This window comes from Allobosea sp. NPDC055332 (genome assembly GCF_053645455.1).
Map to the genome: position 1 here is coordinate 787,672 of NZ_JBSHMO010000004.1, position 26,630 is coordinate 814,301.

The following is a 26,630-nucleotide window of genomic DNA, read 5'->3' on the forward strand; positions in this document are numbered from 1 at the left end:
GGAGACATCGATGAGCCTGATCAAGGAGATCGATTTCGGAACGCCGATCCGGCTCGCCGAGAAGACGGTGACGCTGACGATCGACGGCGAGAGCGTCACCGTCCCGGCCGGCACCTCGGTGATGGCGGCGGCGATGAGCCTGGGCACCAAGATCCCCAAGCTCTGTGCCACAGATTCGCTCGAGCCTTTCGGCTCGTGCCGGCTCTGCCTGGTCGAGATCGAGGGACGGCGCGGCACGCCCTCGTCATGCACGACCCCGGCCGAGGACGGCATGATCGTGCGCACCCAGTCGGAGAACCTGTCCTCCCTGCGCAAGGGCGTGATGGAGCTCTACATCTCCGACCACCCGCTCGACTGTCTGACCTGTTCGGCCAATGGCGATTGCGAACTGCAGGATATGGCGGGCAGCGTCGGCCTGCGCGAGGTCCGCTACGGCTATGATGGCGAGAACCACGTCAAGCCGGCGACCTCCGAAGGCTATGCCAACGAGAACTGGCTGCCCAAGGATACGTCGAATCCCTATTTCACTTACGACCCGACCAAGTGCATCGTTTGCAATCGCTGCGTGCGCGCCTGCGCCGAGGTGCAAGGCACTTTCGCCCTGACGATCACCGGCCGCGGCTTCGACTCGCGCGTCGCCGCGGGGCCGACCGATTTCCTCGGCTCGGAATGCGTCTCCTGCGGCGCCTGCGTCCAGGCCTGCCCGACCGCGACGCTGATGGAGAACAAGGTGATCGAGCTCGGCCAGCCCGAGCATTCCAAGGTCACCACTTGCGCCTATTGCGGCGTTGGCTGCTCGTTCAAGGCCGAGATGCAGGGCGACCGCGTCGTCCGCATGGTGCCCTACAAGGACGGCAAGGCGAACGAGGGCCATAGCTGCGTCAAGGGCCGCTTCGCCTGGGGCTATGCGACCCATGAAGACCGCATGACCAAGCCGATGATCCGCGAGAAGATCACCGATCCCTGGCGCGAGGTCTCCTGGGAGGAGGCGATCAACTACGCCGCCAGCGAGTTCAGGCGTATCCAGGCCAAGTACGGCCGCGAGTCGGTCGGCGCCATCACCTCGTCACGCTGCACCAATGAGGAGGTCTTCCTCGTCCAGAAGCTGGTGCGCGCCGCTTTCCGCAACAACAATGTCGATACCTGCGCCCGCGTCTGCCATTCGCCGACCGGCTATGGCCTGAAGACGACGCTCGGCACCTCGGCCGGCACGCAGGACTTCAAGTCGGTCGCCAAATCCGACGTGATCATCGTCATCGGCGCGAATCCGACCGATGGCCACCCGGTCTTCGCCTCCAGGATGAAGAAGCGGCTGCGCCAGGGTGCGCGGCTCATCGTCGCCGATCCGCGCCGGATCGACCTCGTCAAGTCGCCGCACATCAAGGCGGACTATCATCTGCAGTTGAAGCCGGGCACCAATGTCGCCCTGCTCAACGCGATCTCCCATGTCGTGGTGACCGAAGGCCTGATCGCAGAAGACTATGTCCGCGAGCGCTGCGACCTCGCCGATTTCGAGCACTGGGCCCGTTTCGTCGCCGAGGAGCGCAACTCGCCTGAGGCGAGCGAGGCGTTCACCGGCGTGCCGGCGGCCGATGTGCGAGCGGCGGCGCGGCTCTACGCCCGAGGGGGCAATGGCGCGATCTATTACGGCCTCGGCGTCACCGAGCACAGCCAGGGCTCGACCACGGTGATGGCGATGGCGAACCTCGCCATGGCGACCGGCAATATTGGCCGCGACGGCGTCGGCATCAATCCGCTGCGCGGGCAGAACAATGTCCAGGGCTCCTGCGACATGGGCTCCTTCCCGCACGAGTTCTCCGGCTATCGCCATGTCGCAGATGACGCGACCCGGCAGGTCTTCGAGATGATGTGGGGCGTGCCGCTCGATGCCGAGCAGGGGCTGCGCATCCCGAACATGCTGGATGAGGCCGTCGGCGGCAGCTTCAAGGGGCTCTATGTCCAGGGCGAGGACATCGCCCAGTCCGATCCGAACACCCAGCACGTCACGGCGGGTCTTGCCGCGATGGAATGCGTCGTCATCCAGGACCTCTTCCTGAACGAGACGGCGAAATACGCCCATGTCTTCCTGCCGGGCTCCTCCTTCCTGGAGAAGGACGGCACCTTCACCAATGCCGAGCGCCGCATCAACCGTGTCCGCCAGGTGATGGCGCCGCTTTCCGGCAAATCGGAATGGCAGGCGACGATCGACCTCTCTCAGGCGCTCGGCTACGAGATGGCCTACGGCCATCCCAGCGAGATCATGGACGAGATCGCCAGGCTGACGCCGAGCTTCGCCGGGGTTTCCTATGACAAGCTCGAGCAGCTCGGCTCGGTGCAGTGGCCCTGCAACGACAAGGCCCCGACCGGCACGCCCTTGATGCATGTCGACCGGTTCGTGCGCGGCAAGGGCAAGTTCATGATCACCGAGTACGTGCCGACGCAGGAGCGCACCGGCCCGCGCTATCCGCTGATCCTGACCACCGGCCGTATCCTCTCGCAATACAATGTCGGCGCGCAGACGCGGCGGACCGAGAACCAGGCCTGGCATGACGAGGACGTGCTGGAGATCCACCCCTTCGACGCCGAGAGCCGCGGCATCAAGGACGGCGACCTCGTCGCGCTCGCCAGCCGCTCTGGCGACATCTCGCTGCGCGCCGAGATCACCGAGCGGGTCCAGCCCGGCGTGGTCTACACCACCTTCCACCATGCCCAGACCGGCGCCAACGTCATCACTACCGACTATTCGGACTGGGCGACGAACTGCCCGGAATACAAGGTCACGGCGGTCGAGGTTCGCAGAACGAACTATTATTCCGAATGGCAGGAGCGCAACCGCGAGCAGGATGTCTCGCTGCGCCTGATCGCGGGACGCTTGCCTGATGCCGCGGAATAGCCCGCCCGCCCAGCCGCCGGCGAGCCACGCGGTCGCGGTCCGGACCGTGCGCTTCGGCATAACTGCAGCGGCCCTGGACGCCAGCGCCGAGGTCGCGGTCGAGGCGCCGGTCAACATCGTCTACGGCAACATGCCCTATGCGGTGATGATGACCACGCCGTCCGATCTGGAGGATTTCGTCGCCGGCTTCTCCCTGACCGAGGGCATCATCCGTGGCGTCGACGAGATCAGGTCGATCGTGGTTGCGCCGCAGGATGAGGGCATCATCGCGACCGTCGAGCTGGCGCCGGGCCGTTTCCGCGAGCATCTCGCGCGCCGGCGAAACCTGTCCGGCCGTACCGCCTGCGGCCTGTGCGGCGTCGAGACCCTGACCGACCTGCCGACTGCGCAGGCCTGTGGCAAAACCGGTGACCCGATCACTGCGGAGGCGATTGCCAGGGCGCTAGGCGGGCTGGACCAGCACCAGCAGCTCAACCGCCTCACCCGTTCGGTCCACGCTGCCGCCTGGTGCGATCGCAGCGGCGCGATCCTGGCGGTGCGCGAGGATGTCGGCCGCCACAACGCCCTCGACAAGCTCATCGGTGTCCGGCTGCGCGCTGGTCATGATGCGAGCGATGGCTTCGTGCTGGTCACCAGCCGAGCCTCCTTCGAGATGGTCGAGAAGGCGGCGATCTTCGGGGCGGGCACGCTGGTCTCGATCTCGGCGCCGACCTCGCTGGCGATCGAGCGGGCGAATGCGCTCGGCCTGACATTGGTCTGCATCGCGCGTTCCGACTCCGCGACCGTCTTCGCCGGACGCCTCGCCGACAGCGTGGAGAGCGCGGCGCGATGATCGAGGCTGAGGGCTGCGAAGCGATGACCGAAGACCATGCGCGGGAGCACCTCGCCAAGCTCGCCCTGATGGCCAACCAGATCGGCGAGTTCTTCAAAGCCTATCCGGACGAGCAGGCGGTCGCTGCGATCGCCGACCACATCAACCAGTTCTGGACGAAGCGCATGCGCGAGGAGTTCCGCGCCGGCTTCGCGAAGGATGCGTCAGCGCTGTCGCCGCTCGTGCGGCAGGTGCGCGCCAAGATAAGGCCCGCGCCAAGCGGGTAGACGGCCGCGGCAGCCGAAATCGTCGCGAACAGCTTTGCAGCGGGCCGGGACCCTGTCCCGGCGCGATCGGCAGCGCTTTGGGGAAAGGGAACGAGGGATGAGCATTGCACAAGGGATCGGCGAGGCAGCCCCCGGCATAGGGCTGCTCGACCGCGAGAGGATCATCGCCAAGGCCGGATTCAACCGCTGGCTCGTGCCGCCGGCCGCGCTCTGTATCCATCTGTGCATCGGCATGGCTTATGGCTTCTCGGTGTTCTGGCTGCCGCTCAGCCAGGCGATTGGCGTGACCAAGCCGGTCGCTTGCGCCGCCGATGTCGGGCTGATCGCCTCGCTGTTTACCACCAGCTGCGACTGGAAGGTCGCCGATCTCGGCTGGATGTACACGCTGTTCTTCGTGCTGCTCGGTTCCTCCGCCGCGATCTGGGGCGGCTGGCTTGAGCGCGTCGGGCCGCGCAAGGCCGCCTTCGTCTCGACGCTGTGCTGGTGCGGCGGCCTCCTGATCTCGGCCTTCGGCATCTACACCCACCAGCTCTGGCTGATGTGGCTCGGCTCCGGCGTGATCGGCGGCATCGGCCTCGGCCTCGGCTACATCTCGCCGGTCTCCACGCTGGTGAAATGGTTCCCCGACCGGCGCGGCATGGCGACCGGGATGGCGATCATGGGCTTCGGCGGCGGTGCCATGATCGGCTCGCCGCTCGCCGACATCCTGATGAATTCCTTCAAGACCCCGACCTCGGTCGGCGTCTGGCAGACCTTCGTCGTGATGGCGCTGATCTATTTCGTCTTCATGATGGCCGGCACCTTCGGCTACCGTATCCCGCCCGCGGGCTGGCGCCCGGAAGGCTGGACCCCGCCGGCGACGCAGAACGCGATGATCACCTCCGGCCATGTCCATCTCAAGGATGCGCACAAGACGCCGCAGTTCTGGCTGATCTGGGCGGTGCTCTGCCTCAACGTCTCGGCCGGCATCGGCGTCATCGGCATGGCCTCGCCGATGCTGCAGGAAATCTTCGCGGGCTCGCTGATCGGCAAGCCCGAGATCGGCTTTGCCGCACTCGACGCCGAGCAGAAGAAGCAGATCGCGACGATCGCCGCCGCCTTCGTCGGCCTGCTCTCGCTGTTCAACATCGTCGGCCGCTTCTTCTGGGCCTCGCTCTCGGACAAGCTCGGGCGCAAGCTGACCTACGCCACCTTCTTCGGGCTCGGTATCCTGATGTATGGGCTCTCGCCCTGGGCGGCACACGCCGGTTCGCTCGCGCTCTTCGTCGCCTTCTTCTGCATCATCCTGTCGATGTATGGCGGCGGCTTCGCGACGGTGCCGGCCTATCTCGCCGATATGTTCGGCACGCAGTTCGTCGGCGCGATCCATGGCCGGCTGCTGACGGCCTGGTCGACCGCCGGCATCGTCGGCCCCGTCGTGGTCAACTACATCCGCGAGGCGCAGATCGCAGCCGGCGTGCCGCGGGCGCAGGTCTATGACCGCACGCTCTATATCCTCGCCGGCATGCTCGTGCTCGGCTTCATCTGCAACCTGCTGGTCCGCCCGGTCGCGGCCAAATGGTTCATGAAGGACGCGGAGGTCGCAGCCCTGCAGGCCAGGACGGCGAGCGCCAACGCCACCGTCCAATATGGCTCCTTCGGCATCGGCAAGGGCGGATTCAACGGGCCGGCGCTTCTCGCCTGGGCCTTTGTCGGCCTGCCGCTCGCCTGGGGCGTCTGGATCACGCTCAGCAAGTCGCTGGCGCTCTTTCGATAGGCGCTGATTTCAGCCGGAGACCCCATGCGCTGCGCGGGGCCTCCGGCGATGTCCCCGCTTGCCGGTCATGCCGACAGCCAATGCAGCCCCCGCGGCGATAGCTTCAGCGCGACCTGGCCGCCGACCTCGAACAGCTCGCGGCCGGACTGGAATGGCATGTCGACGGCCACTTCGGTGGCGCCGATGCGCGCTCCGTAGCGAATGCTCGCACCGAGGAACTCGCGGTTGGCAATCACGCAAGGCAGGCTGAGTGCATCGTCCCCTGGCAAGCCCGCCTCGACGAGGCTGGCGTGCTGGGGGCGGAAGACGAGGGTGGCGCCATCGGGAATCGCGGAGCCCTGGTCGATCGGGATTCTCGTCCCTCCCTCGATCTCGAAGCTGCGCTCCGCGCCGCCGCCGACGACGCGTCCCTTCAGGATATTGGCTGTGCCGAGGAAACCGGCGACGAAGAGGTTGGCGGGCCGCTCATAGAGCTCCATCGGCGTGCCGACCTGCTGGACGATGCCGTCATTCATCACGGCGATGCGGTCGCAGATCGAATTCGCCTCCTCCTGGTCATGGGTGACGAAGATCGTGGTCAGGCCGAGCCGCTGCTGCAGGTCGCGTAGTTCGCGCCGGACCTGTACCCGCATCTTGGCGTCGAGATTGGAGAGCGGCTCGTCGAGCAGCAGCACCTTGGGCTCGACCGCGACGGTGCGCGCCACGGCGACACGCTGCTGCTGGCCGCCGGAGAGCTGCGAGGGCCGGCGCTCGGCGAGATGTACGAGCCCGACGAGGCCGAGCGCCGCCTCGACCCTCCGCTCGATCTCGGCGCGCTTCACGCCGCGCTCCTCCAGGCCGAAGGCGACGTTGCGGCGAACACTCATATGCGGCCAGAGCGCATAAGACTGGAAGACCATGCCGACGTCGCGCTTCCATGGCGGCAGGCCGGAGATGTCCTGTCCGCCGATCGCGACGCGGCCGGTGTCGGCATGGTTGAAGCCAGCGATCAGCCTGAGCAGGGTGGTCTTGCCGCAGCCGGACGGGCCGAGAAAGGCGAAGAACTCGCCCGGCTCGATCGCAAGGTTCACGTCCTTCAGCACATGGTTGTCGCCATAGGACAGGTTGACGCCCTCGATCGCGACCGAGACGGCCGGCGTGGTCAGGGAGACGTTTGCGTTCATGTCAGTGGCCCATTCCCTTGGCCTTCTGGCTGCGTTCAACGATGAGGTGCGAGAGGAAGGTGCAGGCGGCGACGAGCACGACCGCGACGACGCCAAGCGCCGCGCCTGGCCCGCGCCCGGCGGCCGACTGCATGAAGACGTAGAGGCCATAGGCCAGCGGTGCGTCCGAGTTGGACTGAACCAGCATCAGCGTTGCGGAGAGCTCGACCGCCGCGGTCGCGAAGGAAGTGACGAAGCCGGCGAGGATGCCGCCGGTCATCAAGGGCACGACGATGCGGCGTACCGTGCGGGCCTTGGTCGCACCGAGATTCTCGGCCGCTTCTTCCAGCGAGACCGAAATCTGCTGAAGCGCGGCATGGCACGCCCGCAAGGCATAAGGCAGGCGGCGGATCGCCAGCGCCAGCACGATGGTGATCCAGAGCGCGGCGAGCGGCGTCCCGTCCGGCAAGGTGATGCCGTAGAAGGTCCTGAGATAGCCGATGCCGAGCACGACGCCGGGGATCGCGAGCGCGGCTGTCGCCATCCAGTCGAGCCATTCGCGGCCGATCAGCTTGGTGCGCAGCACGAGATAGGCGATGGCGACGCCGAGCACGACGTCGATGCCGCCGGCGAGCGCGGCATAGATCAGCGTGTTCTTGATGTAGAGCGAGCTCTCGCCGAAGACGCGGCCATAGTGGGCAACCGTAAAGCCGTCGGGCAGCGGCGAGAACGACCAGATCGTCGCGAAGGAGAGCAGCAGCAGTGCCAGATGCGGCGCCAGCACCAGCGCCAGGATCAGGATGACGACGCCATAGCCGAGGATAGCCTCGTGCGGTCGCATGACCCGCTGGGCGAGCCCGCCGCCGCCACGTTGGGTCGTGGCGTAGTCGCGCCCCTTCAGCGCCAGCGCCGAGAGCCACATCGCCAGCACCGAGGCGACAATCAGCACGACCGAGATCACGTAACCCATCGGGTCGGCGATGCCGATCGAGGTCACCCGCAGATAAGCCTGCGGCGCCAGCATGTCCTTGACGTTGAGCAGCAGCGGCGTGGCGAGATCGTCGAAGACCTTGACGAAGACCAGCGAGGCCCCGGCGAGATAGCCCGGCAGCGCCAGCGGGAAGACGATGCGCCGGAACAGGCGGAAGCCGGAGGAGCCGAGGTTCTGGGCGGCCTCCTCCATGGCGCGGTCGATATTGCGCAGCGCCGCCGAGAGGTTGATCAGGATGAACGGGAAATAGTGGAGCGACTGGACGAAGATGACGCCGTTCAGCCCCTCCATGAAGTCGATCTTGAAGCCGAGCCAGTCGTCGAGCAGCAGGTTGATCGAGCCGTTGCGGCCGAAGAAGAGCTGCATCGCCACGGCGCCGACGAAAGGCGGCATGATCAGCGGCAGGAAGCCGAGCGTCTGCACGATCGCGGCGCCGCGAAAGGCGAAGCGCGTGGTGAGATAGGCGAGCGGCAGCGCCAGTACCGAGGCCCAGACCACCGACATCGCCGAGACGTAGAACGAGTTCCACAGCGAGCGCATGAACAGCTCGGTGCGGACGAAGTCGTAGAAATTGACCAGCGTGAAGGTCGAGGTGCCCTTCTCGGTGAAGGCGACATAGATCACCGTCGCCACCGGCAGCACCAGGAAGACGAGCAGAAAGGCCGCGATGGCGAGCGCCAGCGCGATCTGGCCGGGCGTGGCGGAGAACGCGCGGGCGCGGGAGGGGGTCGTGGGGACGGCGGTCATCGGCTTTGGGCTCGCGATGTCATGTCGATCGACCTCTTCCGTCATGGTCGGGCTTGTCTCGACCATCCACGTCTTCGCGCAGCTGATCGAATGCCGCGTTCAAGACGTGGATGCTCGCCACAAGGGCGAGCATGACGGTGTGAGCCTGCTCAGCGGGCCGCCTTCAGCGCCTCCTCGGCCTTGGCCTTGGCCTTGGCGTAGTTATCGCGGGCGAAGCTCGCCCATTGCGCCTCGACCTCGGCTTGGCGCGCGCCCTTCTCCTTGCCGCCGGTGAAGGCGCCGCGCAGCTCGGGGCTCGCGGCTTGCGCCTCGGTGACCGGCAAGGCGGCGATCAGGGTGCGGGCCTCGTCGGCGAGCGCCTTCGCCTGGGCGTTGGGCTTCTTGGCGAGCGCGGCATCGACCTCGTGCAGCGTCTTGGTGACACCCTTCAGCGCGTCGAGCTGGAAGGAGATCAGCTGGTCGAACAGCGTGTCGACCACGGCGGTGCGGGCCTCCGACTTGTCGACGTCGAAGCCGATCATCTTCTGGAAGCGCGGATCGGTGAAGGGGTTGGGATAGTCGGCCCCGGCCTTGGCGTAGACGGCGGGGTTGACCGGCAGGCGGCGGATGCCGGGCTCGAGCAGCACCTCCTGGCCCGCCGGCGAGAGCAGGAACTCGATGAAGGCCTCGGCCGCCGCCTTGTTCGGCGGATTGGCGATGATGCCGACATTGGCGGGAACGACCGTGGTCACCGTCGGATAGACGAACTTGACCGGGAAGCCAGAGGCCTGGGCCGAGAAGGCGAAGAAGTCGATGACGATGCCGACGCCGACCTGGCCGGAATTGACCGCCTCCGGCACACCGAAAGAGCGCTCGGTGATCGAGCGGAAATTGCCCGACATCTCCTTCAGCGTCCGCCAGCCCTTCTCCCAGCCTTCGCCCTGCAGGATGGTCTCGACCGTCAGATGCGTCGTCCCGGAACGGGCAGGCGAAGCGATCGAGACATGGTCGTAGAAGACGGGCTTGGCGAGGTCCTGCCAGTCCTTGGGCTCGGGCAGCTTGTTGGCCTTGGCATAGCGCTCGTTCCACATGATGCCGTAGCCGGATGCCGCGAAGCCGAAATAGAAGCCGGCCGGGTCGTTGATCGGATAGGAGCCGATCTTGTCGGGGATGCCGGTCGCCTTGGGCTTGTAGGCTGAGAGCAACTGCTTGCCCTTCAGCACCTCGAAGGCGTCGGGCGCCGAGGCCCAGAACAGGTCGACCTGGTTGTTGGCCTTGGTCTCTTCGACATATTTCACGCCGGCATTGGTGTTGCGGTTCTGGACTTCGAGGGTGACGCCCGGCACCGCCTTCTCGAACGCCTTCTTGATCGGGTCGGTGACGTCCTTCGAGAACGAGGTCACCACCGTGACCTTGCCCGACGGCGCCTGCGCCTGGGCGACCGTGGCGGCCAAAGCCAATCCCAGCGCCGAGACGAGCGCGATCCTGCGTGTAAACATCCAGTCCTCCCTTGGTCGTTCTTCATCCGCCGACGTCGAGGTCCGCGGAGGGCAAGTCCGGGAATCCGGATCGCCGTTGTCGCAAAACTGTCACAAAAAGCACAAGCGTGCCATCCCGCTCTCTGCCGCCTGCCGGACGAACTGGTGAGAGGCCGTTCCTTTACCGGCAATACCCAACCGAGCGCTGAGCCGGCTCTCTTTTTGAGTAAGCGGCGGCCACGAACAGGCGGACCCCCGTCCGGACCGATCCAAGAGCCGGAGTCTTCTTGCAGAATCCGTCGCTGCGTCTTTCCAGCGGACAGCATCGCGCCGCGGTACAAGAAAGGTCGTGAAGCTGCCCGTCCCGCCATCCGGACTGCGATCAGGCCGGCTATTGCGGTGGATAACGCAACTTTAGTCGTAAGACTTGGCGCTGCACGCGGCTGGAATATGACAGTTCCGTGTCACATACTATAGCCAGCTCATAATCAAGATCGACCGGGAGAGACGCCGACTATGACCAAGATGCTGACTTGCCTAACCGCCACGACCTCGCTGCTGCTGGGCCTCGGTCTCACTGGGGCGGCGCAGGCGCAGGACGCCTGCCCCAATCGCGGCCAGCTCGACACGATGTATTGCGACGCCAACAAGGACCTGGTCGCCGACGTGCCGACCGACGCCTCGAAGCAGAAGGATCCGTCGGCGCTGGTCTGGGCCTATACGCCGGTCGAGGACCCCGCCGTCTACGCCAACATCTTCAAGCCGCTGACCGACCATCTCGCCGCCTGCACCGGCAAGCGCATCGTCTATTACCCCGTGCAGTCGAACTCGGCCGAGATCGAGGCCATGCGCTCCGGCCGCCTGCACTTCGCCGGCTTCTCGACCGGCCCGACGGGCTTTGCCGTCAACCTCGCCGGCGCAATCCCGTTCGCCGCCAAGGGCTCGGCCGCGGGCGTGCGCGGCTACAATCTCGTCGCCGTGGTGAAGAAGGACAGTCCCTACCAGAAGCTCGCCGACCTCAAGGGCAAGAAGGTCGCGCACACCTCACCCTCATCCAATTCGGGCAATCTCGCCCCGCGCGTGCTCTTTCCCGAGCATGGGCTCGAGGCCGACAAGGACTACAAGCCGCTGATGTCGGGCGGCCACGACAAGTCGATCCTCGGCGTGGTCTCTGGCGACTACGACATGGGCGCCGTGGCCGGTGACGTCTATGAGCGCATGATCGTACGCGGCACGATCAAGAAGGACGACACGCGCGAGATCTATCGCAGCGCGATCTTCCCGACCTCGTCATTCGCCCATGCGCACGACCTCAAGCCCGAGCTCGCCAAGAAGCTGACCGACTGCTTCTTCTCCTTCCGCTTCACGCCGGAGATGACCAAGGAGTTCAACGGCGACGACCGCTTCCTGCCGATCACCTACCAGAAGGACTGGGCGGTCGTGCGCGACGTCGCCGAGAAGTCGGGCACGCCCTACAACAAGTCGGCCTATGACACCGAGGCCAAGCGCGAGGCCGACGAGCTTGCCAAGAAGAAGGCGCAGCAGCCCGCGCCGGCCAAGGCTCCCTGACACGAAAGCCATAGCAAGCTCATGAGCGCGCTCCCCGCAGCAGAGGCGCCCGGCCATGGCCGGGCGCTCGTCATCCGCAACCTCGTCAAGGAGTACCGCAAGGGTCAGCCGGTCCTGCGCGACATCTCACTGAGTGTCTCCGAGCCCGGCATCGTCGCGATCATCGGCCCCTCCGGCACCGGCAAGTCGACGCTGATCCGTTGCATTAACCGGCTGGTCGACCCGACCTCCGGCTCGATCATGCTCGGCGGAACCGATCTGGCGAAGCTGCAAGGCGAGCCTCTCAGGGCTGCGCGCCGGCGCCTCGGCATGGTCTTCCAGGAATACAACTTGGTCGAGCGATTGACGGTGATCGAGAACGTGCTTTGCGGCCGGCTCGGCTATGTCCCGGTCTGGCGTGCCTGGACGCGGCGCTTCCCCGAGGCGGACATCGCGCGCGCCTTCGCGCTGCTGGAATCGGTCGGCCTCGGCGATTTCGCCACCCGCCGCGCCGACCAGCTCTCCGGCGGCCAGCGCCAGCGCGTCGGCATTGCCCGCGCGGTGATGCAGGAGCCCGATCTCATCCTCGCCGACGAGCCGACCTCCTCGCTCGATCCCAAGACCTCGGTCGAGATCATGGAACTGCTCGCCAAGGTCGGGCGCGAGCGCAATATCCCCGTGCTGGTCAACATCCACAACGTGGCGCTGGCCCGCCGCTATGCGCTGCGGATGATCGGCATGTCCAAGGGCCTCGTGATCTATGACGGCCCGCCGGCCGGGCTGCGGGACAGCCATCTCGCCGAGATCTATGGCGGCGAAGGCTGGATGGAATGAGCGCCGCTCCTGTCAGCGCTGGCACCAGCTTGCGCAGCCGCGCCTTCCCGCCGAACTGGCCGCTGCGCTTCGGCGCACTGCTGTTCGTTGCCTATGTGATCTATGCGGCGGGGATCGTCGACATCCGCTGGGAGCGCTTCGTCCAGGGCCTCGGCAATGGCGCGCGCTTCCTCGGCCGCATGTTCCCGCCGAACCTGGCGCACGACAAGATGCAGCTGCTCGCGCAGGGCATGCTGGAATCGCTGCAGATCGCGATCATCGCGACCGGCGCCGGCGTGCTGCTCGCGTTGCCGGTCGGCCTCTGCGCCGCGCGCAACCTGATGCCGCTGCCGGTGACGATCCTGGCGCGTGGGCTGATCGCGCTCTGCCGGACTTTCCACCCGGTCATCGTCGCCATCCTCTTCGTCAAGGCGGTCGGCTTCGGCGCGCTCGCCGGCATCCTGGCGCTGATCGTCGCGACCATCGGCTTCATCGCCAAGCTGATCGCCGAGGCGATCGAAGAGATGTCGATGAAGCCGATCGAGGCGCTACGCGCCGCCGGCTCGCCCTTCCTGTCGGTCGTCACCATGGGCGTGGTGCCGCAGGTGCTGCCGCGCTTCATCGGCTTTGCCGCCTACCAGCTCGATTCGAACCTGCGCAATTCCGCCCTGGTCGGCCTGGTCGGCGGCGGTGGCATCGGCGCCACCCTCTTCACCGCCTTCCAGCGCTTCGACTACGACTTCGTGCTGACCATCATCATCGCGATCATCCTGGCGGTAATGGCCGGCGAGATCCTCTCCGCCTTCATGCGCCGGGTCTATCAGGACGAGGCTCCGAGCGGCGAGGTCAAGCAGGGCGCCTCCGGCCCGGTCTGGCACCGTTTCACCACGGCCGAGCGCAGCATGCGTCTCGCCTTCTGGGCGGCCGCTGCGTTGGCGCTCGGTTGGTCGCTGCAGACCATCGAGGTGATCCCCGAATTCCTCTACGACGCGCCGGCGCAGACGGTCGACCTCTTTGCGAGGATGTGGCCGATCGACTGGGCTTACTTCCCCAAGACCGTGCAGCAGGCGCTGATCGAGACGCTGCACACCGCAACGCTCGGCACGATCCTGGCGATCCTGCTGGCGACGCCGGTCGCGCTGATGTGCGCCCGCAACATCTCCTCCTCGGCCTGGGTCAACACGCTCGGCCGCTTCATCCTGGTCGCGACGCGCTCGGTGCATACGCTGGTCTGGGCGCTGTTCTTCGTCGCCGTCTTCGGCCCCGGCGCGCTCGCCGGCGTGCTGGCGGTCGCGGTCCACTCGATCGGCTTCACCGGAAAATTCCTGGCCGAGGCGATCGAGGAGGCCAAGCCCGGCCCGATCGAGGCGCTGCGAGCCGCCGGGGCACCGCGGCGCTCCGTCCTGCTCAAGGGCTTCTGGCCGCAGGTGAAGCCGGCTTTCCTCGCCGTCAGCCTGTTCCGCTGGGACATCAATGTGCGTGAGAGCGCCGTGCTCGGCTTGGTCGGCGCCGGCGGCCTCGGCGTCGCCCTGCAGGCCGCGATGGACAATCTCTACTGGGACCAGGTCGGGCTCGTGCTCGTCGTGATCTTCGCGGTGGTGGTTGTGACCGAGATCGTCACCGCCACATTGCGGGCGAAGGTGATCTGAGGGCTTGCGGTTGGCCGATAGCTGGCGGTTTCCGCTGTGCCCATGACGGCCATCCACAGCCTGCGCGGCGATGCCAGCGTTGCGGGTTGACGCCACAATCCCGCCATATAGGTTGACGCGCGTCGAGGTCTTCGGAGCGATCCGAAGCTAAGAGGGAATCCGGTGCGGCGTTCGCGCCCAATCCGGAGCTGCCCCCGCAACTGTAAGCGGTGAGTTTCCGACCACAACGTCACTGGCGTTCACGCGCTGGGAAGACGGTCGGAAGCGCTGATCCGCGAGCCAGGAGACCTGCCCCGACGGCGTATTGATGTCGCGCGGGCGGGGTGTCCGGCGGATCGCTGGCATCTTCGGCCGCTTCCGCCGCCGTCATTGCCGCGCTCCCGAGCAGCCCTGTCCCGCATAGCGAGGGGCTGACGACGGTGACGATGCATATAAGCGCAGGCTGCGAGGCCTGGTCTCGAACAGGGCAGGCCGTGCCTTTTACGGGCATGATCTATTGTAATGATATAACATATCATTCATAGGCACGGCATGACCTCTGCTTTCCCTGTCTCCGCCGGGCGAGACAACAGTCCGCTCGACCCCCTCGCGCTCTACGCCAGCGCGATCGACACCTCGGATTATGCGGTGCGCGTGGCGCCGCTCATTCGCCGCCTGGCTTTGGACATTGGCGACCTCGTCGATGTCGGGGCCGGGGGCGGCCAGCTCGGCTCGGCGCTCCTCGAACCCGGCCGCGCCTGGACGGCGATCGAGCCGTCGCCGGTAATGCAGGCGCGGCTTGCTGTGCATGAACGGCGGCCCCGCGTCATTCCGTTCGGTTGGGATGACGAGCGCGTCGTCTGCGAGGCTGCCGACACGGTGTTGGCAGCGACGATGCCCGGCTACTTCCACGACCCGCTCACCTTTCTCGCGCGCTGCCGGACATGGGCGCGCCGCCAGGTCATCTGGGCGGTACCGGCGCAGAAGGCTCCGAAAGGCTTGATCCTCGCCGCCTGCCTGCCGCGCGAATGGCATGGCGAGGACGAGACGCCCGGCATCGACCTTGTCCTGCCGAAGCTGGGGGGCAGCCAGCCCGACCGGATGGATGCGATCGACTGGACCTTCTCGCTCGTGCTCTCCGACCTGCCGGCATTCGCCGCCTTCCAGGCGGACCGGCTCGGCTGGGTGCCGGGTGATCCGCGCCGGCCCGAGCTCATCGCCCATCTCAGCAAGCAGGCTGTGCCGACCGAAGGCGGCCTGTGCCTCTCCTGCCATCGCCGCTCGGCCATCCTCGTCTGGACCCTGTCATGACTGCCCGCCATCTTGCCGCCGTCGCGCTTCCCTTCCTGCTGCTGACGGTGCCGGCCTTCGCTCAGGCCGAGATCAAGCTTGACGAACTCGTCGTCACCGCCACCGGCCGGCCCGAGCTGCGCAGCCAGATCCCCGGCACCGTCCAGGTGATCGAGCGCGAGAAGATCGAGCACTCCTCGGCGAAATCGCTGACCGACCTGCTTGCCGAGAACGCCGTCGGCTTCTTCAGTGAATGGACGCCGGCGCAGACCTCGATCAACATCCGCGGCGGCGCCAGCGACGGCCAGGGCAAGGATTTCCGCAGCCAGGTGCTGGTGCTGATCAACGGCAGGCGCGCCGGCACCGCCAATCTCTCCAAGCTCTCGCCGGCCGATGTCGAGCGCGTCGAGGTCGTGCGCGGCCCATCCTCGGTGATCTATGGCAGCCAGAACATCGGCGGCGTGATCAATATCATCCTGAAGACCGGCCGCACCGCGCCGGGCACGATGATCGAGGCGGCAGGCGGCTCCTGGGGGCTGTTGCAGGGCAAGGCCCAGACCGGCGGCCTCTATGACAGCATCGACTGGTATGCCGGCATCTCCGGCGGCAGCCGCGACGACTACCATTCCGGGCGCGGCGGTACCACGATGGCCAATACCGGCTGGAAGCGCTTCGGGCTCACCGGCGCGCTCGGCCTGCAGATCAACTCCGACCATCGCGTCGACCTGATGCTGCGTACCGACGGCATCTACGATGTCGGCTTCCGCGGCTCCGGCGCCAACACGATCAGCCAGGAGGATCGCTACAACAACTCGTTCGACATCAGCTACAACGGCCAGCTTCCGGGCGGGCAGGTGCGCTGGCTGCTGCAGGGCTATGCCGTGCAGGACGTCGACAATTTCCGCTGGGCCTCGCCGGTGATCCGCGGCGGCACCGGCCTGCCGGCGCCGGGCACTGCTGCCGACTACAACCGCCGCCAGCTCGACATCGTCGGTACCCGCTTCCAGCCGCGGGCGACGCTCTGGCAGGGCAACGAGATCCTCGCCGGCTGGGACTGGGAGCGCAGCACGCTGCGGTCCACCCGCGATCGCATCGGCGTGCCTGGCAATCCGCTCGCCCCGGTCTCGCCGCAGGACAACAACCAGTCGGAGACCGTCAACGCCATCTATGTCGAGGATTCGCAGAAGCTGTTCGACGACCGGCTGACCCTGCGCGGCGGCATCCGCCGCAGCTTCGGCACGACCAGCTTCGAGTATACGCCGAACCTCGCCGGCCAGCAGCCGCGCGAGGTCGACTATCAGGCGACGACCTACTCGACCGGTGCGACCTTCAAGGCGACTGAGCAGCTCAGCTTCCGGGTCGGCTACGCCACCGGCTTCCGTGCTCCGACCGCGACCGAACTCGCCGCGGACTTCAACACGCTCGGCGGCGGGCGCATCTTCGGCAACCCGTCGCTGAAGCCCGAGACGAGCCGGCAGGTCGAGGTCGGCGCCACCTATCTCGGTGTCGGCTGGCGTGTCGATACGGCGCTGTTCCAGAATGTCATCTCGGACCGCATCATCACGCAGCTCCGGCCTGGCGTCGCCAATACTTCGGACTACGCCAACAACAGTGGCGATGTCGTCGTGCGCGGCCTCGAACTGCAGCTCGACGGCGACCTGCTGAAGCTGGCCCGCTTCGAGGATACGCGCTGGCGCTGGTCGGTCTTCGCCAACGGCGCCTATAATTTCGACATGAAGGACAAGGGCGCCGCCGTTACCGCCAACACCGACAATGTCGAGCGGATGTACAAGTACCAGGCGGCGATCGGCACCCGTTTCGGCCAGAGCGGCGGCCAGTATGACTGGTCGATCCAGGTGCAGGGCATCCTGCGCGGGCCGATCTGGTACAACACCGAGGAGAACCTGGTCGCGACGGCGGAGCCCTTCCGCGAGTTCATCCACCGCAAGGCGCCATTCTGGGTGTGGAACGTGCGCGGCGAGGTCGAGATCGCCAAGGGCGTGAAGCTGTTCGCGCTGGTCAACAACCTGTTCAACAAGAACGAGCACCCGATCTTCATCGGCCTGGACAAGAAGCCCTACAAGCTCGACTCCCGCTTTGCCAATGGCGGCTACGGCACCTCGATGCCGGGGCTCGAAGTGCAGGCCGGCCTGCAGGCAAGGTTCTGACGGCCCGATGAAGCGCCTGCGACTGCTCAGCCTGGCTTTGATGGTGCTTGCCGCGTCCTGGTCTGCGGCAACGGCAGAACCGATCCGGCTGACGGACGCTGTCGGCAGGCAGGTCGAGATCGCCAGGGCGCCCGAGCGCATCGTGCCGATCTTCGCCTCCAACACCGAGCTTGTGGCGGCTCTCGGCCTGTCGGGTCGCGTCGTCGGCATCGAGGCCTATACGCGCTATCCGCCGGAGGTCCTCGACCGGCCGCAGGTCGGCGGGCGGCTCGGCTTCTCGGTCGATGCCATCGTCGCGCAGCGGCCGGATCTGCTGATCGTGACGCCCTCGCGCCAGGCGATGCACCAGCTGATCGAACCGATGACCCGGCTTGGCATCCCCGTTATCGTGCTGCTCAGTCGCAGCGTCGGCGAAGTCATGGCCAATCTGCGCCTGGTCGGCCGGGCGACGGGACAACCCGAACGCGGCGAAGCCGTCGCAAAGGCGCTCGAGGACCGGCTCGCCTCGGTCGAAGCCGCTGCGCCCACCAGACGGCCGCGCATGGTCATGATCACCGGCCGCCTCGGCAACGGGCTGGTGCTGGTTGCACGCGCCGATAGCTATACCGGCGACGCCATGGTCAAGGCCGGCGGGCGCCATGCGCTGGAGCGCAGCATCGTCGCGCAGGTCTCGCCCGAGGCGGTGATCGCGGCCGATCCCGACATCCTGCTCTTCGCCGGCCGCAAGGACGAGCTCGAGGCGCTGGTCGCCCAGCCCGGCTGGCGGCTGCTGCGGGCGATCTGCAGCGGCAATGCGCATCTCGTCGCCCGCGCCGAATTCCTGATCCCGGGGCCGCGCACGGTCGATGGCATCGAGAAGCTGGCGGCGCTGCTGCGGCGGGCTCGCATTTGATGAAGCGTGTACTGCTCCTGCCGCTCGCCCTTCTGCTCGCGCTCGCCTTCGGTGCAATGGCGGGCCATGACTGGGCGTCGCCGGCACGGCTATTTGCTGCGATGTCCGGCGATACCTCGCTGCAGAGCCAGCTCCTGATGGTCTGGCGCCTGCCACGTGTGCTGGCGGCGGCGCTCGTCGGGGCGCTGCTTGGCCTCGGCGGCGCGATCTTCCAGGGCGTGTTCCGCAACCCGCTGGCCGAGCCTTATCTGCTCGGCTCGTCCGGCGGAGCCGCGATCGGCGCCACGGTTGCGCTGCTGGTGCCGCTCGGCCTGCCGGCCGGACCGGCGCTCGCGGGTCTTTCCTTCCTCGGGGCCTGGGGCGCGACCTGGCTGGTGCTCGCCATCGCCGGCCTGCACGGGCGGCCGGACACGGCCGGGCTGCTGCTCGCCGGCGTCGCCGTCGCTGCGATGCTGGGGGCGTTGCGTTCTTTCCTGATGCTGGCGCTCTCCGACGACACGGTGAACCTCCAGGTCGTGCTGAGCTGGACGCTCGGCGGCATCCAGACGCCGGACGTGGCCGGTTTGCTATTGCTCGCCGGGCTGGTCGTTGCTGCGCTGGCCCTGTCCTTGCGGCTGGCGCGCGGGCTCGACCTGCTCGGCATGGGTGAAGAGCAGGCGTTTGCCTTCGGACTCGATCCGGCGCGTTTCGTCAGGATCGCGGTGCTCGTCGGCGCCGGCATCGTCGCCGCCGCGGTGGCCTATGGCGGGCTCGTCGCCTTCGTCGGGCTGATCGCGCCGCATTTGGCACGCTGGTGGGCCGGGCCGCGCCATGCCGCGATGTTACCGGCCAGCGCGCTGATCGGCGCCGCGATCGTCTGCACCTGCGACGGCATCGCGCGCGCCGTGCTGCCGCCGGCCGAAGTGCCGCTCGGGCTGATCACGGCGCTGTTCGGCGGGCCGTTCTTTCTGCTGCTGCTGGCGCGGAGGCTCAGGGCATGAGCGGAATCGAGTGCCGCTCCATCAGGGCCGAAGCCGCTGGCAAGCGCCTGCTCGACGATATCTCGCTGAGCTTCGCCTGCGGCACACTGACCGGGCTCGTCGGCCCCAACGGCGCCGGCAAGTCAACCTTGCTGCGCATATTGGCCGGTTATCGTCATCCCGGTGCAGGGCAGGTCCTCTGGCATGGAAGAGATCTCGCTGGCTGGTCTGCGGCGGAGCGTGGAGCTGCAGGCGGCTATCTCCCGCAGCAGCTTGAGCCGGCCTGGAACTATTCGGTCGCCGAGATCGTCGCGCTCGGGGCAGGGCGTTCCCCCGTTCCCCGGTCGGTGGCAGACCTTCTCGCCGAGCACGGGCTGACTGAGCTGGCAGGGCGGCGCTGGAGCGCCTTGTCGGGCGGCGAGAGGGCGCGCACCATGCTCGCCGCCACCATCGCCTCACGCCCCACCATCGTCCTGGCCGACGAGCCCGGCGCGAGCCTCGACATCCGCCACCGGCTCGACCTGGTGCGGCGGCTGCAAGCGTTGGCGCAGCATGCGGTGGTCGTGGTGATCATGCATGACCTCGATCTGGCGGCGCGCTTCTGCGATCGCATCGTCGTGATGGATGCCGGCCGCGTCGTCGCCGACGGGACGGCGTCGGCGATCGCTGCCGGCCGGGCCTTTGAGGAGGCGTTCGCGGTGCGGTTCCAGCGGACCGCCATCGCCTGCGACGCCGATTGGCTGATCGGCACATCCTAACGCAATTCCTGACGGTGCCACACCAGCTCTGGGCCCTGCACCCGTTGCCATGACCGCAAGACATGGCGATGGCTCCAATACTTGCATACAAAACGTTTGCGCAAACGTTTCCGGCTGCTAGCTTTCCCTGAAAGCTGCTTCAAGGCGGCCTATCGGGAGGAATGGATTGGCGCGGGATCGGCAGATTCTCGCAGTGCGCCAGGCGCTGCACCGGCGAACGTTGCGCGCGGCCGCGGGGCGTTGTCTTGCCGGGTGCCAGCGATGGTGACGATCAAGGATGTCGCCCGCGCCGCCGGGGTCTCGGTGACCACGGTGTCCCATGCGGTCAACCGCACACGCCATGTGAACCCGGGCACCATCGAGAAGGTCCAGGCGACGATCGAGCGGCTCGGCTATCAGCCGAGCGGCGTGGCGCGGGCGCTGAAGAGCAACCGCACCCAAACCGTCGGCATGATCGTCACCAGCTCGACGAACCCGTTCTTCGCCGAGGTGATCCGCGGCGTCGAGACCGGCTGCTTCGATCGCGGCTACAGCCTGATGCTGTGCAATTCCGGCGATGTCGCGCAGAAGCTCACCGCCTATCTGCGCACGCTGATGATGAAGCGCATCGACGCGCTCTTGGTGATGACCAGCAATGCCAGCTCGGACTTCTTCCGCCGGCTCGAGCAGATCAAGACGGTGCCGGTCATCGCGCTCGACACGACGATCCCGCGCGTCGACTGCCTGATCAACGACGATTCCCTGCGTGGCGGCCGGCTCGCCGGGGCGCATCTGGCGGGCAAGGGCTTCCACCGCATCGGCTGCATCACCGGCCCGGCCGAGCATCCGCGCAGCGCCGAGCGCCTGGCCGGTTTCGCCTCTGCCCTGACCGCTGCCGGAATGCCGCTCGACCCGGCCCTGATGATCGAGTCCGACCTCACGGTCGGCGGCGGCCACTCCGCCATGGCCGAGTTGCTCGACCGTCGCGGCATCGAGCGGCCGGATGCGATCTTCTGCTTCAACGATCTCGTCGCCATCGGCGCGATGTGCGCGGCACAGCAACGCGGCCTGCGCGTGCCGGAGGACCTCGCGGTCATCGGCTATGACGACATCGACATCGCCGCCTTCACCTCGCCGCCGCTGACGACGATCCGCCAGCCGGCCTATGACATCGGCGTCAAGGCGGCCGAGTTGCTGGTCGGCCTGCTCGACCATGGCCGGCCGCTGCCGCGCGCGCTGGCGCTGGAGCCGGTGCTGGTCGAGCGCCTCTCCGTGACGCCTGCAACCAACCCTGGAAGGCCCGCATGACCCGCTACATCATCGATTGCGATCCCGGGCATGACGATGCGATGGCGATCTTGTATGCCGCCGCGCATCTCGACGTGGTCGGGCTGACGACCGTCGCCGGCAATTCCTCGCTGGAGAACTCGACCCGCAACGCCCTGGCGATCTGCACGCTGGCGGGCCTGAAGCTGCCGGTGGTGCCCGGCCTCGACCGTGCCCTGATCGAGCCGCCGCTCGACGGCGCCTATGTCCATGGCGCGACCGGCATCGACGGCGCCGAATTGCCGGCGCCAAGCTACGATCCGCTGAACCGCCATGCCGTCGACTTCATCATAGAGACCGCGCGGGCGACGCCGGGCGAGCTCAGCCTGATCGCGATCGGGCCGCTCAGCAATGTCGCGCTGGCGCTGCGGCTGGAGCCGAAGCTCGTCGGCTGGCTGAAGTCGATCGCGATCATGGGCGGCTCGACCACCAGCGGCAACCGCACGCCCTATGCCGAGTTCAACATCGTCTGCGACCCGGAGGCGGCGGCGATCGTCTTTGGCGCCGGCGTGCCGCTCAGCATGGTCGGGCTCAACATCACCCGCCAGGCGGGGATCGCCGAGCGCCATATCGCCAGGCTGCGCCAGGGCGGTGGCCGCGTCTCCTCGGTGATGGCCGACCTGCTCGCCTTCTATCTCGCGAAGATGCAGGAGCGCTACGGCACGCCGACCGCGGCGATGCACGATCCCTGCGCCGTCATCCCGCTGGTCAGGCCGGAGCTGATCACCTTCCAGGCGCTGCCTGTGCATATCGAGTTGGGCGACGGCCCGCTGCGCGGCATGACCGCCTGCGACTCCAGGCCGATGCGCCGCGACCACGACCAGCCCGGCGCCAGCCGGCCGGCGAATTGCGATGTCGCTGTCGCCGTGGACGGCGAGGCCTGCGTCGACGCCGTTATCGACACCATCCTCGGATATGACCGCCCATGATCCCGCTGCTCATCGACTGCGATCCCGGCCATGACGACTCCATGGCCATCCTCTATGCCGCCAAGCATTTCGAGCTGCGCGGCCTGACCACGGTGTTCGGCAACTCGATCGTCGAGAACACCACGCGCAATGCGCTGAAGATCTGCGAGCTCGCTAGGCTCGACATCCCCGTCGCCGGCGGCATGGGCGCGCCGCTGGTCGGCAGCTTCGCGCCCTCGATGATCCATGGCGCCAGCGGCCTCGACGGCGCCGACCTGCCCGATTCGAAGCGCCGGCCGGTCGACATGCATGCGGTGACGATGATCATCGAGCAGGCGAAGAAGGCTCAAGGAGAGCTCGTGCTTGCCGCCATCGGCCCGCTGACCAATGTCGCGGTGGCGCTGCGGACCGAGCCGCGGCTGGCGCGCTGGCTGAAATGCATCACGATCATGGGCGGCAGCCTCGATATCGGCAATGCCTCCCCTTACGCCGAGGCGAACATCCTGAAGGATCCGGAAGCGGCGGCGGCCGTCTTCTCCTGCGATGCCGAGATCTATCTCGCTGGCCTGAACTTCACCCGCCAGGCGATCCTCGATCGCAGCCATGCCGAACTGCTGCGGCAGGCGGGCGGGGCGGTGCCTGAGACCGTCGCCGGCATGCTCGACTTCTATCTTACCCGCAACGAGGCCCGCTACGGCAAGCCGATCTCGCCGATGCACGATCCCAGCGCCTTCGTGCCGTTCGTGCGGCCGGACCTCGTGGAGCACCGCGCCTTCCACATCCAGGTCGAGCTGGCGAGCCCGCTGCTGCGCGGCATGACCGTGGCCGACCAGCGCAATGTCACACGGCGGCCGGACGAGCCGGAGCCGCCGCGTGCCAACGTCAAGGCCGGCATCCGCATGGATGGCCCGGCCGCGACCCGGCATGTGATCGAGACGATCGCGAGCTACGGGCGCGGCTGAACGCGCCTGCTTCGACTGGCCTGCTGCCTGCAACGAACAAGACTGATCAGGAGGATTGGATGACGACGCGCCGCACCGTTCTGAAGGGCATGACCGCTGCCGGCAGTGTGCTCGCCGCGCCGCAGCTGCTGCGCGCCCAGGCCAAGACCGAGCTCAACGTGATCTGGGTCGGCTGGCCGGAGGGCCACATCACGCCGATGGCCGAGATGTTCATGAAGAACAACCCGACGATCGGCCTGAAGCTCGAGCGCATCCCGTTCAACGAATTGTTCCCGGCACTGGAGGTCCGGCTGCAGGCGCGCTCGCCGCTGCCCGACATCTTCTTCGCCGACGGCCCGCTGACTGCCTCCTACTCGATCCGCAAGCATCTCGCCGAGCTCGACGGCATCCTCGGCAATGATCTCGGCCGCTACAGCAAGGCGGCGCTGGCGCAGGGCACCTACAAGGGCAAGCTGATGACGCTGCCCTATATCAGCAGCGGCATGGTGCTGTTCCTCAATCGCAAGCACTTCGCTGATGCCGGCGTCGCCTTGCCCGAGCCCGATGTCGCCAAGCGCTGGACTTGGGAGCAGACGCTCGAAGCCGCCAGGAAGCTGACCGACCCGGCCAAGAACCAGTGGGGCCTCGTCTTCGAGATGGCCGACCGGCCCTATCAGGCCCTGACCCTGCCGCAGTCCAAGGGCGCGCAGGTGCTGAGCGAGGACGGTCTGATCGCGACCGGCTATGTCGATTCCAAGCCCTTCATCGATGCGATGCAGTTCTACGCTGACCTTTTCAACAAGCATAAGGTGACGCCGACCGGCGTGTTCGACACCAATCTCGCGCTCGAAATGTTTGCGACCGGCCGAGCTTCGATGTACCTCGCGACGACACCGAGCCTCGCCTCGATCTCGGCGCGCAAGGACCTCGACTGGACGGTGGCGCCGCAGCCCTATTTCGAGGGCGGCAAGGCGGTGACGCCGACCGGCAGCTGGCATATCGGCCTCAACCCGCGCACCAAGCAGCGTGCCGCGGCCGAGACCTTCATCAAGGCCTTCGCCCAGCCCGAATATGTCGAGGCGCAGGCGCGCCTGCGGCCGAATCCGCCGGTGCTGAAATCGGTCTGGGATTCGATGGGCGCCGAGCTCGACACGCCCGGCTGGCGTATCGTCCGCTCCGAGATGGAGAACACCGCCGTGCCGCGGCCGGCGACGCCGGGCTGGCTCGAATACGAGGACATCCTGCGCGGTGCCTTCCGCGAGATCCAGGGCGGCGCCAATGTCGAGCAGCGGCTGAAGAAGGCCGCCCGCGACATCGACCGCGAATTCGCCAAGTACCGCGGCTGACCGGAGATGACTACCTTGACCGACCGGGCTTCGGCCCCCGTCGCCGCTTCGAAGGCGCCGCGTATCGCGCGGCGCCGCTCGTCCGACCCGATGCAGCCGCGTACGCTGGTGCTGCTCGCCTTCCTCTTGCCGGCGCTGGCCTTCCTCGTCCTGTTCCGGCTGACGCCGATCGTGATCGCCATCGGCGGCAGCCTGTTCACCCAGAACCTCGCCGGCGAGACCTCCTTTGGCGGCCTGACGAATTTCGCTCAGCTCTTCGGTGACGAGCGCTTCTGGAATTCGCTCAAGGTCACACTGATCTTCAACATCATCATCAACCCCCTGCAGATCGCGATCGCCTTCTGCTACGCGATCCTGGTGATGGCGCCCGGCAGGGGCGTCACCTTCTTCCGCGCCGCCTTCTTCCTGCCGATGACGCTCTCCACCGGCCTCACCGCCGTTTTGTGGAACATCATGCTGGATTCCAATCTCGGGCCGGTGAACGCCATCCTCGAAGGCATCGGCATCGGCCGCCAACCCTTCTTCCTCTCTGAGCATCAGGCGCTCGGCACGATGATCGCCATCGCGACTTGGAAGGGCTGCGGCTACTGGATGATCTTCCTGCTGGCCGGGCTCTATCGCATTCCAGGGGAGCTCTACGAGGCGGCGCGGATCGACGGCGCCAGCCGCTGGCACCAGCTCGTCCACATCACCCTGCCGCAGATGCGCCGGCCGCTCGCCTTTGTCTTCGTGGCGGATACCGCGATCAACTTCCTGTTCTTCGCGCCGGTCTACATCATCACCAAGGGCGGGCCGAACGGCGCGACCGACCTCCTGATGTTCCGCGCTTATGAGAACGCCTTCACCTTCATCAACTGGGGGCGCTCGCTGGCGCTGTCGACGATCATCCTCGTCATCATCGGCGTGATCGCCGCGATCGAGCTTCGGCTGTTCCGCGACAAGGAAGGGGCCGAGGCATGAGCGTCGATCGCCGCTCCACCGTGCTGGCGCTCGGCACGGCCCGCTATGTCACGATGTCGCTGATCGCGCTCGTGCTGCTGTTGCCTTTGGTCTGGCTCGTCGTCTCCTCGCTGCGGCCGCCTGCGGACATCTTCGCCCATGGCAGCCGCCTCGGCTGGGGCATGCTGATCCCGGACCGGCTGACGCTGGAGAACTACACCTCGCTCATCGGCACCGGCTTCCCGCGCGCCGTCGGCAATTCGCTCTTCGTCGCGCTGACCACGATGGTGGTCGGGGTGGTCGTCAACGCCGCCGCCGGCTTCGCCTTCGCGGTCTTCGACTTCCGCTTCAAGAACGTGATCTTCGCCTTCGTGCTGGCGGCGGCGATGATGCCGTTCGAGGCGATCGTCATCCCGCTCTACATCCTCGTGCAGAGTCTCGGCCTGATCGATACCTACGCCGCGCTGATCCTGCCGGACCTCGCCAACGGCTTCGTCATCTTCATGTTCCGCCAGTTCTTCGCCGGCCTGCCGCGTGAGCTCTACGAGGCGGCGCGGGTCGACGGCGCCTCCTGGGGACATATCTGGCTGAAGATCGCGCTGCCGATCTCGTGGCCAGTGGTGCTGACCGGCGGCATCATGCTGTTCATGCACCAGTTCGAAGCGTTCTTCTGGCCGCTGGTGGCGGCGCCGTCGCCCGAGCACACGCTCGTGCAGGTGGCGATCGCGCGCAATATCAGCCTCGAAGGCACGGAATGGGGGCGATTGTTCTCCTCGACCACGCTCGCAGGCCTGGTCGCGCTGGTGCCATTCCTGCTCTTCCAGAAGTTCTACATCCGCAACTTCGTCACGAGCGGACTGAAATAGCCAATCGCCGATGGCCTGGGTGACCGCTGTCTCAGACTGCGCCGGCGGTCTGCTGTTTTGGGCAGGTTGATATTTTGTCGCGGGGGGCTCTGAAAATCAGCGTTCTGGTTGGCTGACAATGCTGTCGTGGTGGTTATTGTGGGGTGGTTTTTGGCGGGAGCGCTCCGGAAGAGGGCGGAGCGCTT

General features: G+C 66.9%; 21 protein-coding genes and 1 riboswitch. Of the genes, 18 read left to right on the forward strand and 3 right to left on the reverse strand.

All coding sequences use genetic code 11. The features are described 5' to 3' along the window. Window positions 1-10: 10 nt before the first annotated feature. The 4 genes from fdhF (at window position 11) to ACWIGM_RS25320 (ending at window position 5,747) form a co-directional block, all read left to right on the forward strand. Window positions 11-2,893 (forward strand): formate dehydrogenase subunit alpha, encoded by a 2,883-nt coding sequence (gene fdhF, locus ACWIGM_RS25305; protein ID WP_454028723.1) that lies wholly within the window; start codon window positions 11-13, stop codon window positions 2,891-2,893. Continuing rightward, complete coding sequence (gene fdhD, locus ACWIGM_RS25310) at window positions 2,880-3,725, forward strand: formate dehydrogenase accessory sulfurtransferase FdhD (RefSeq protein WP_454028724.1); 846 nt, start codon at window positions 2,880-2,882, stop codon at window positions 3,723-3,725. The genes fdhF and fdhD overlap by 14 nt, the downstream gene beginning before the upstream one ends. After that, on the forward strand, window positions 3,722-3,991 hold the full coding sequence (locus ACWIGM_RS25315) for a formate dehydrogenase subunit delta (RefSeq protein ID WP_454028725.1): 270 nt from the start codon (window positions 3,722-3,724) through the stop codon (window positions 3,989-3,991). The genes fdhD and ACWIGM_RS25315 overlap by 4 nt, the downstream gene beginning before the upstream one ends. 97 nt (window positions 3,992-4,088) lie before the next feature. Then, entirely contained in the window at window positions 4,089-5,747 is a 1,659-nt protein-coding gene (locus ACWIGM_RS25320; RefSeq protein WP_454028726.1) for an OFA family MFS transporter, read from the forward strand. Window positions 5,748-5,812: 65 nt separating this feature from the next. Here ACWIGM_RS25320 and ACWIGM_RS25325 read toward each other — a convergent pair whose 3' ends face one another. The 3 genes from ACWIGM_RS25325 to ACWIGM_RS25335 all read right to left on the reverse strand — a co-directional run bounded on the left by ACWIGM_RS25325 (window position 5,813) and on the right by ACWIGM_RS25335 (window position 10,105). Further along, window positions 5,813-6,910, reverse strand: coding sequence for an ABC transporter ATP-binding protein (locus ACWIGM_RS25325; protein ID WP_454028727.1), 1,098 nt, complete (start codon window positions 6,908-6,910; stop codon window positions 5,813-5,815). A gap of 1 nt (window position 6,911) precedes the next feature. Next, window positions 6,912-8,627: an ABC transporter permease gene (locus ACWIGM_RS25330; RefSeq protein WP_454028765.1), complete on the reverse strand. Its 1,716-nt coding sequence runs from the start codon at window positions 8,625-8,627 to the stop codon at window positions 6,912-6,914. A gap of 149 nt (window positions 8,628-8,776) precedes the next feature. Then, entirely contained in the window at window positions 8,777-10,105 is a 1,329-nt protein-coding gene (locus ACWIGM_RS25335) for an ABC transporter substrate-binding protein (RefSeq protein ID WP_454028728.1), read from the reverse strand. 495 nt (window positions 10,106-10,600) lie between these two features. On the opposite strand from ACWIGM_RS25335, the gene phnD reads away from it, so the two are divergent. The 14 genes from phnD (at window position 10,601) to ACWIGM_RS25405 (ending at window position 26,445) form a co-directional block, all read left to right on the forward strand. After that, the gene (gene phnD, locus ACWIGM_RS25340; protein ID WP_454028729.1) at window positions 10,601-11,653 is read left to right on the forward strand and encodes a phosphate/phosphite/phosphonate ABC transporter substrate-binding protein; all 1,053 of its coding nucleotides are present in this window, start codon (window positions 10,601-10,603) and stop codon (window positions 11,651-11,653) included. 21 nt (window positions 11,654-11,674) lie between these two features. Further along, a complete protein-coding gene (phnC, locus tag ACWIGM_RS25345; protein WP_454028730.1) occupies window positions 11,675-12,466 on the forward strand; it encodes a phosphonate ABC transporter ATP-binding protein in 792 nt (263 codons plus the stop codon). Beyond that, complete coding sequence (gene phnE, locus ACWIGM_RS25350; RefSeq protein WP_454028731.1) at window positions 12,463-14,094, forward strand: phosphonate ABC transporter, permease protein PhnE; 1,632 nt, start codon at window positions 12,463-12,465, stop codon at window positions 14,092-14,094. The genes phnC and phnE overlap by 4 nt, the downstream gene beginning before the upstream one ends. 107 nt (window positions 14,095-14,201) lie before the next feature. Then, window positions 14,202-14,404, forward strand: a riboswitch (cobalamin riboswitch). A 221-nt stretch (window positions 14,405-14,625) separates the two neighbouring features. Further along, window positions 14,626-15,384: a class I SAM-dependent methyltransferase gene (locus tag ACWIGM_RS25355; RefSeq protein WP_454028732.1), complete on the forward strand. Its 759-nt coding sequence runs from the start codon at window positions 14,626-14,628 to the stop codon at window positions 15,382-15,384. Further along, complete coding sequence (locus tag ACWIGM_RS25360) at window positions 15,381-17,531, forward strand: TonB-dependent receptor (RefSeq protein WP_454028733.1); 2,151 nt, start codon at window positions 15,381-15,383, stop codon at window positions 17,529-17,531. Before ACWIGM_RS25355 ends, ACWIGM_RS25360 begins: the two co-directional genes overlap by 4 nt. A gap of 7 nt (window positions 17,532-17,538) precedes the next feature. Then, a complete protein-coding gene (locus tag ACWIGM_RS25365; protein WP_454028734.1) occupies window positions 17,539-18,423 on the forward strand; it encodes an ABC transporter substrate-binding protein in 885 nt (294 codons plus the stop codon). Next, entirely contained in the window at window positions 18,423-19,403 is a 981-nt protein-coding gene (locus ACWIGM_RS25370; RefSeq protein WP_454028735.1) for a FecCD family ABC transporter permease, read from the forward strand. The genes ACWIGM_RS25365 and ACWIGM_RS25370 overlap by 1 nt, the downstream gene beginning before the upstream one ends. Further along, window positions 19,400-20,140 (forward strand): ABC transporter ATP-binding protein, encoded by a 741-nt coding sequence (locus ACWIGM_RS25375; RefSeq protein ID WP_454028736.1) that lies wholly within the window; start codon window positions 19,400-19,402, stop codon window positions 20,138-20,140. The genes ACWIGM_RS25370 and ACWIGM_RS25375 overlap by 4 nt, the downstream gene beginning before the upstream one ends. A gap of 261 nt (window positions 20,141-20,401) precedes the next feature. After that, the gene (locus ACWIGM_RS25380) at window positions 20,402-21,427 is read left to right on the forward strand and encodes a LacI family DNA-binding transcriptional regulator (protein ID WP_454028737.1); all 1,026 of its coding nucleotides are present in this window, start codon (window positions 20,402-20,404) and stop codon (window positions 21,425-21,427) included. Beyond that, window positions 21,424-22,374 (forward strand): nucleoside hydrolase, encoded by a 951-nt coding sequence (locus ACWIGM_RS25385; RefSeq protein ID WP_454028738.1) that lies wholly within the window; start codon window positions 21,424-21,426, stop codon window positions 22,372-22,374. The genes ACWIGM_RS25380 and ACWIGM_RS25385 overlap by 4 nt, the downstream gene beginning before the upstream one ends. Beyond that, window positions 22,371-23,315: a nucleoside hydrolase gene (locus ACWIGM_RS25390; protein WP_454028739.1), complete on the forward strand. Its 945-nt coding sequence runs from the start codon at window positions 22,371-22,373 to the stop codon at window positions 23,313-23,315. Before ACWIGM_RS25385 ends, ACWIGM_RS25390 begins: the two co-directional genes overlap by 4 nt. Window positions 23,316-23,374: 59 nt before the next feature. Continuing rightward, complete coding sequence (locus ACWIGM_RS25395; protein ID WP_454028740.1) at window positions 23,375-24,640, forward strand: ABC transporter substrate-binding protein; 1,266 nt, start codon at window positions 23,375-23,377, stop codon at window positions 24,638-24,640. 6 nt (window positions 24,641-24,646) lie between these two features. Further along, window positions 24,647-25,600 (forward strand): carbohydrate ABC transporter permease, encoded by a 954-nt coding sequence (locus ACWIGM_RS25400; RefSeq protein ID WP_454028741.1) that lies wholly within the window; start codon window positions 24,647-24,649, stop codon window positions 25,598-25,600. Next, on the forward strand, window positions 25,597-26,445 hold the full coding sequence (locus ACWIGM_RS25405) for a carbohydrate ABC transporter permease (protein ID WP_454028742.1): 849 nt from the start codon (window positions 25,597-25,599) through the stop codon (window positions 26,443-26,445). Before ACWIGM_RS25400 ends, ACWIGM_RS25405 begins: the two co-directional genes overlap by 4 nt. Window positions 26,446-26,630: the final 185 nt, after the last annotated feature.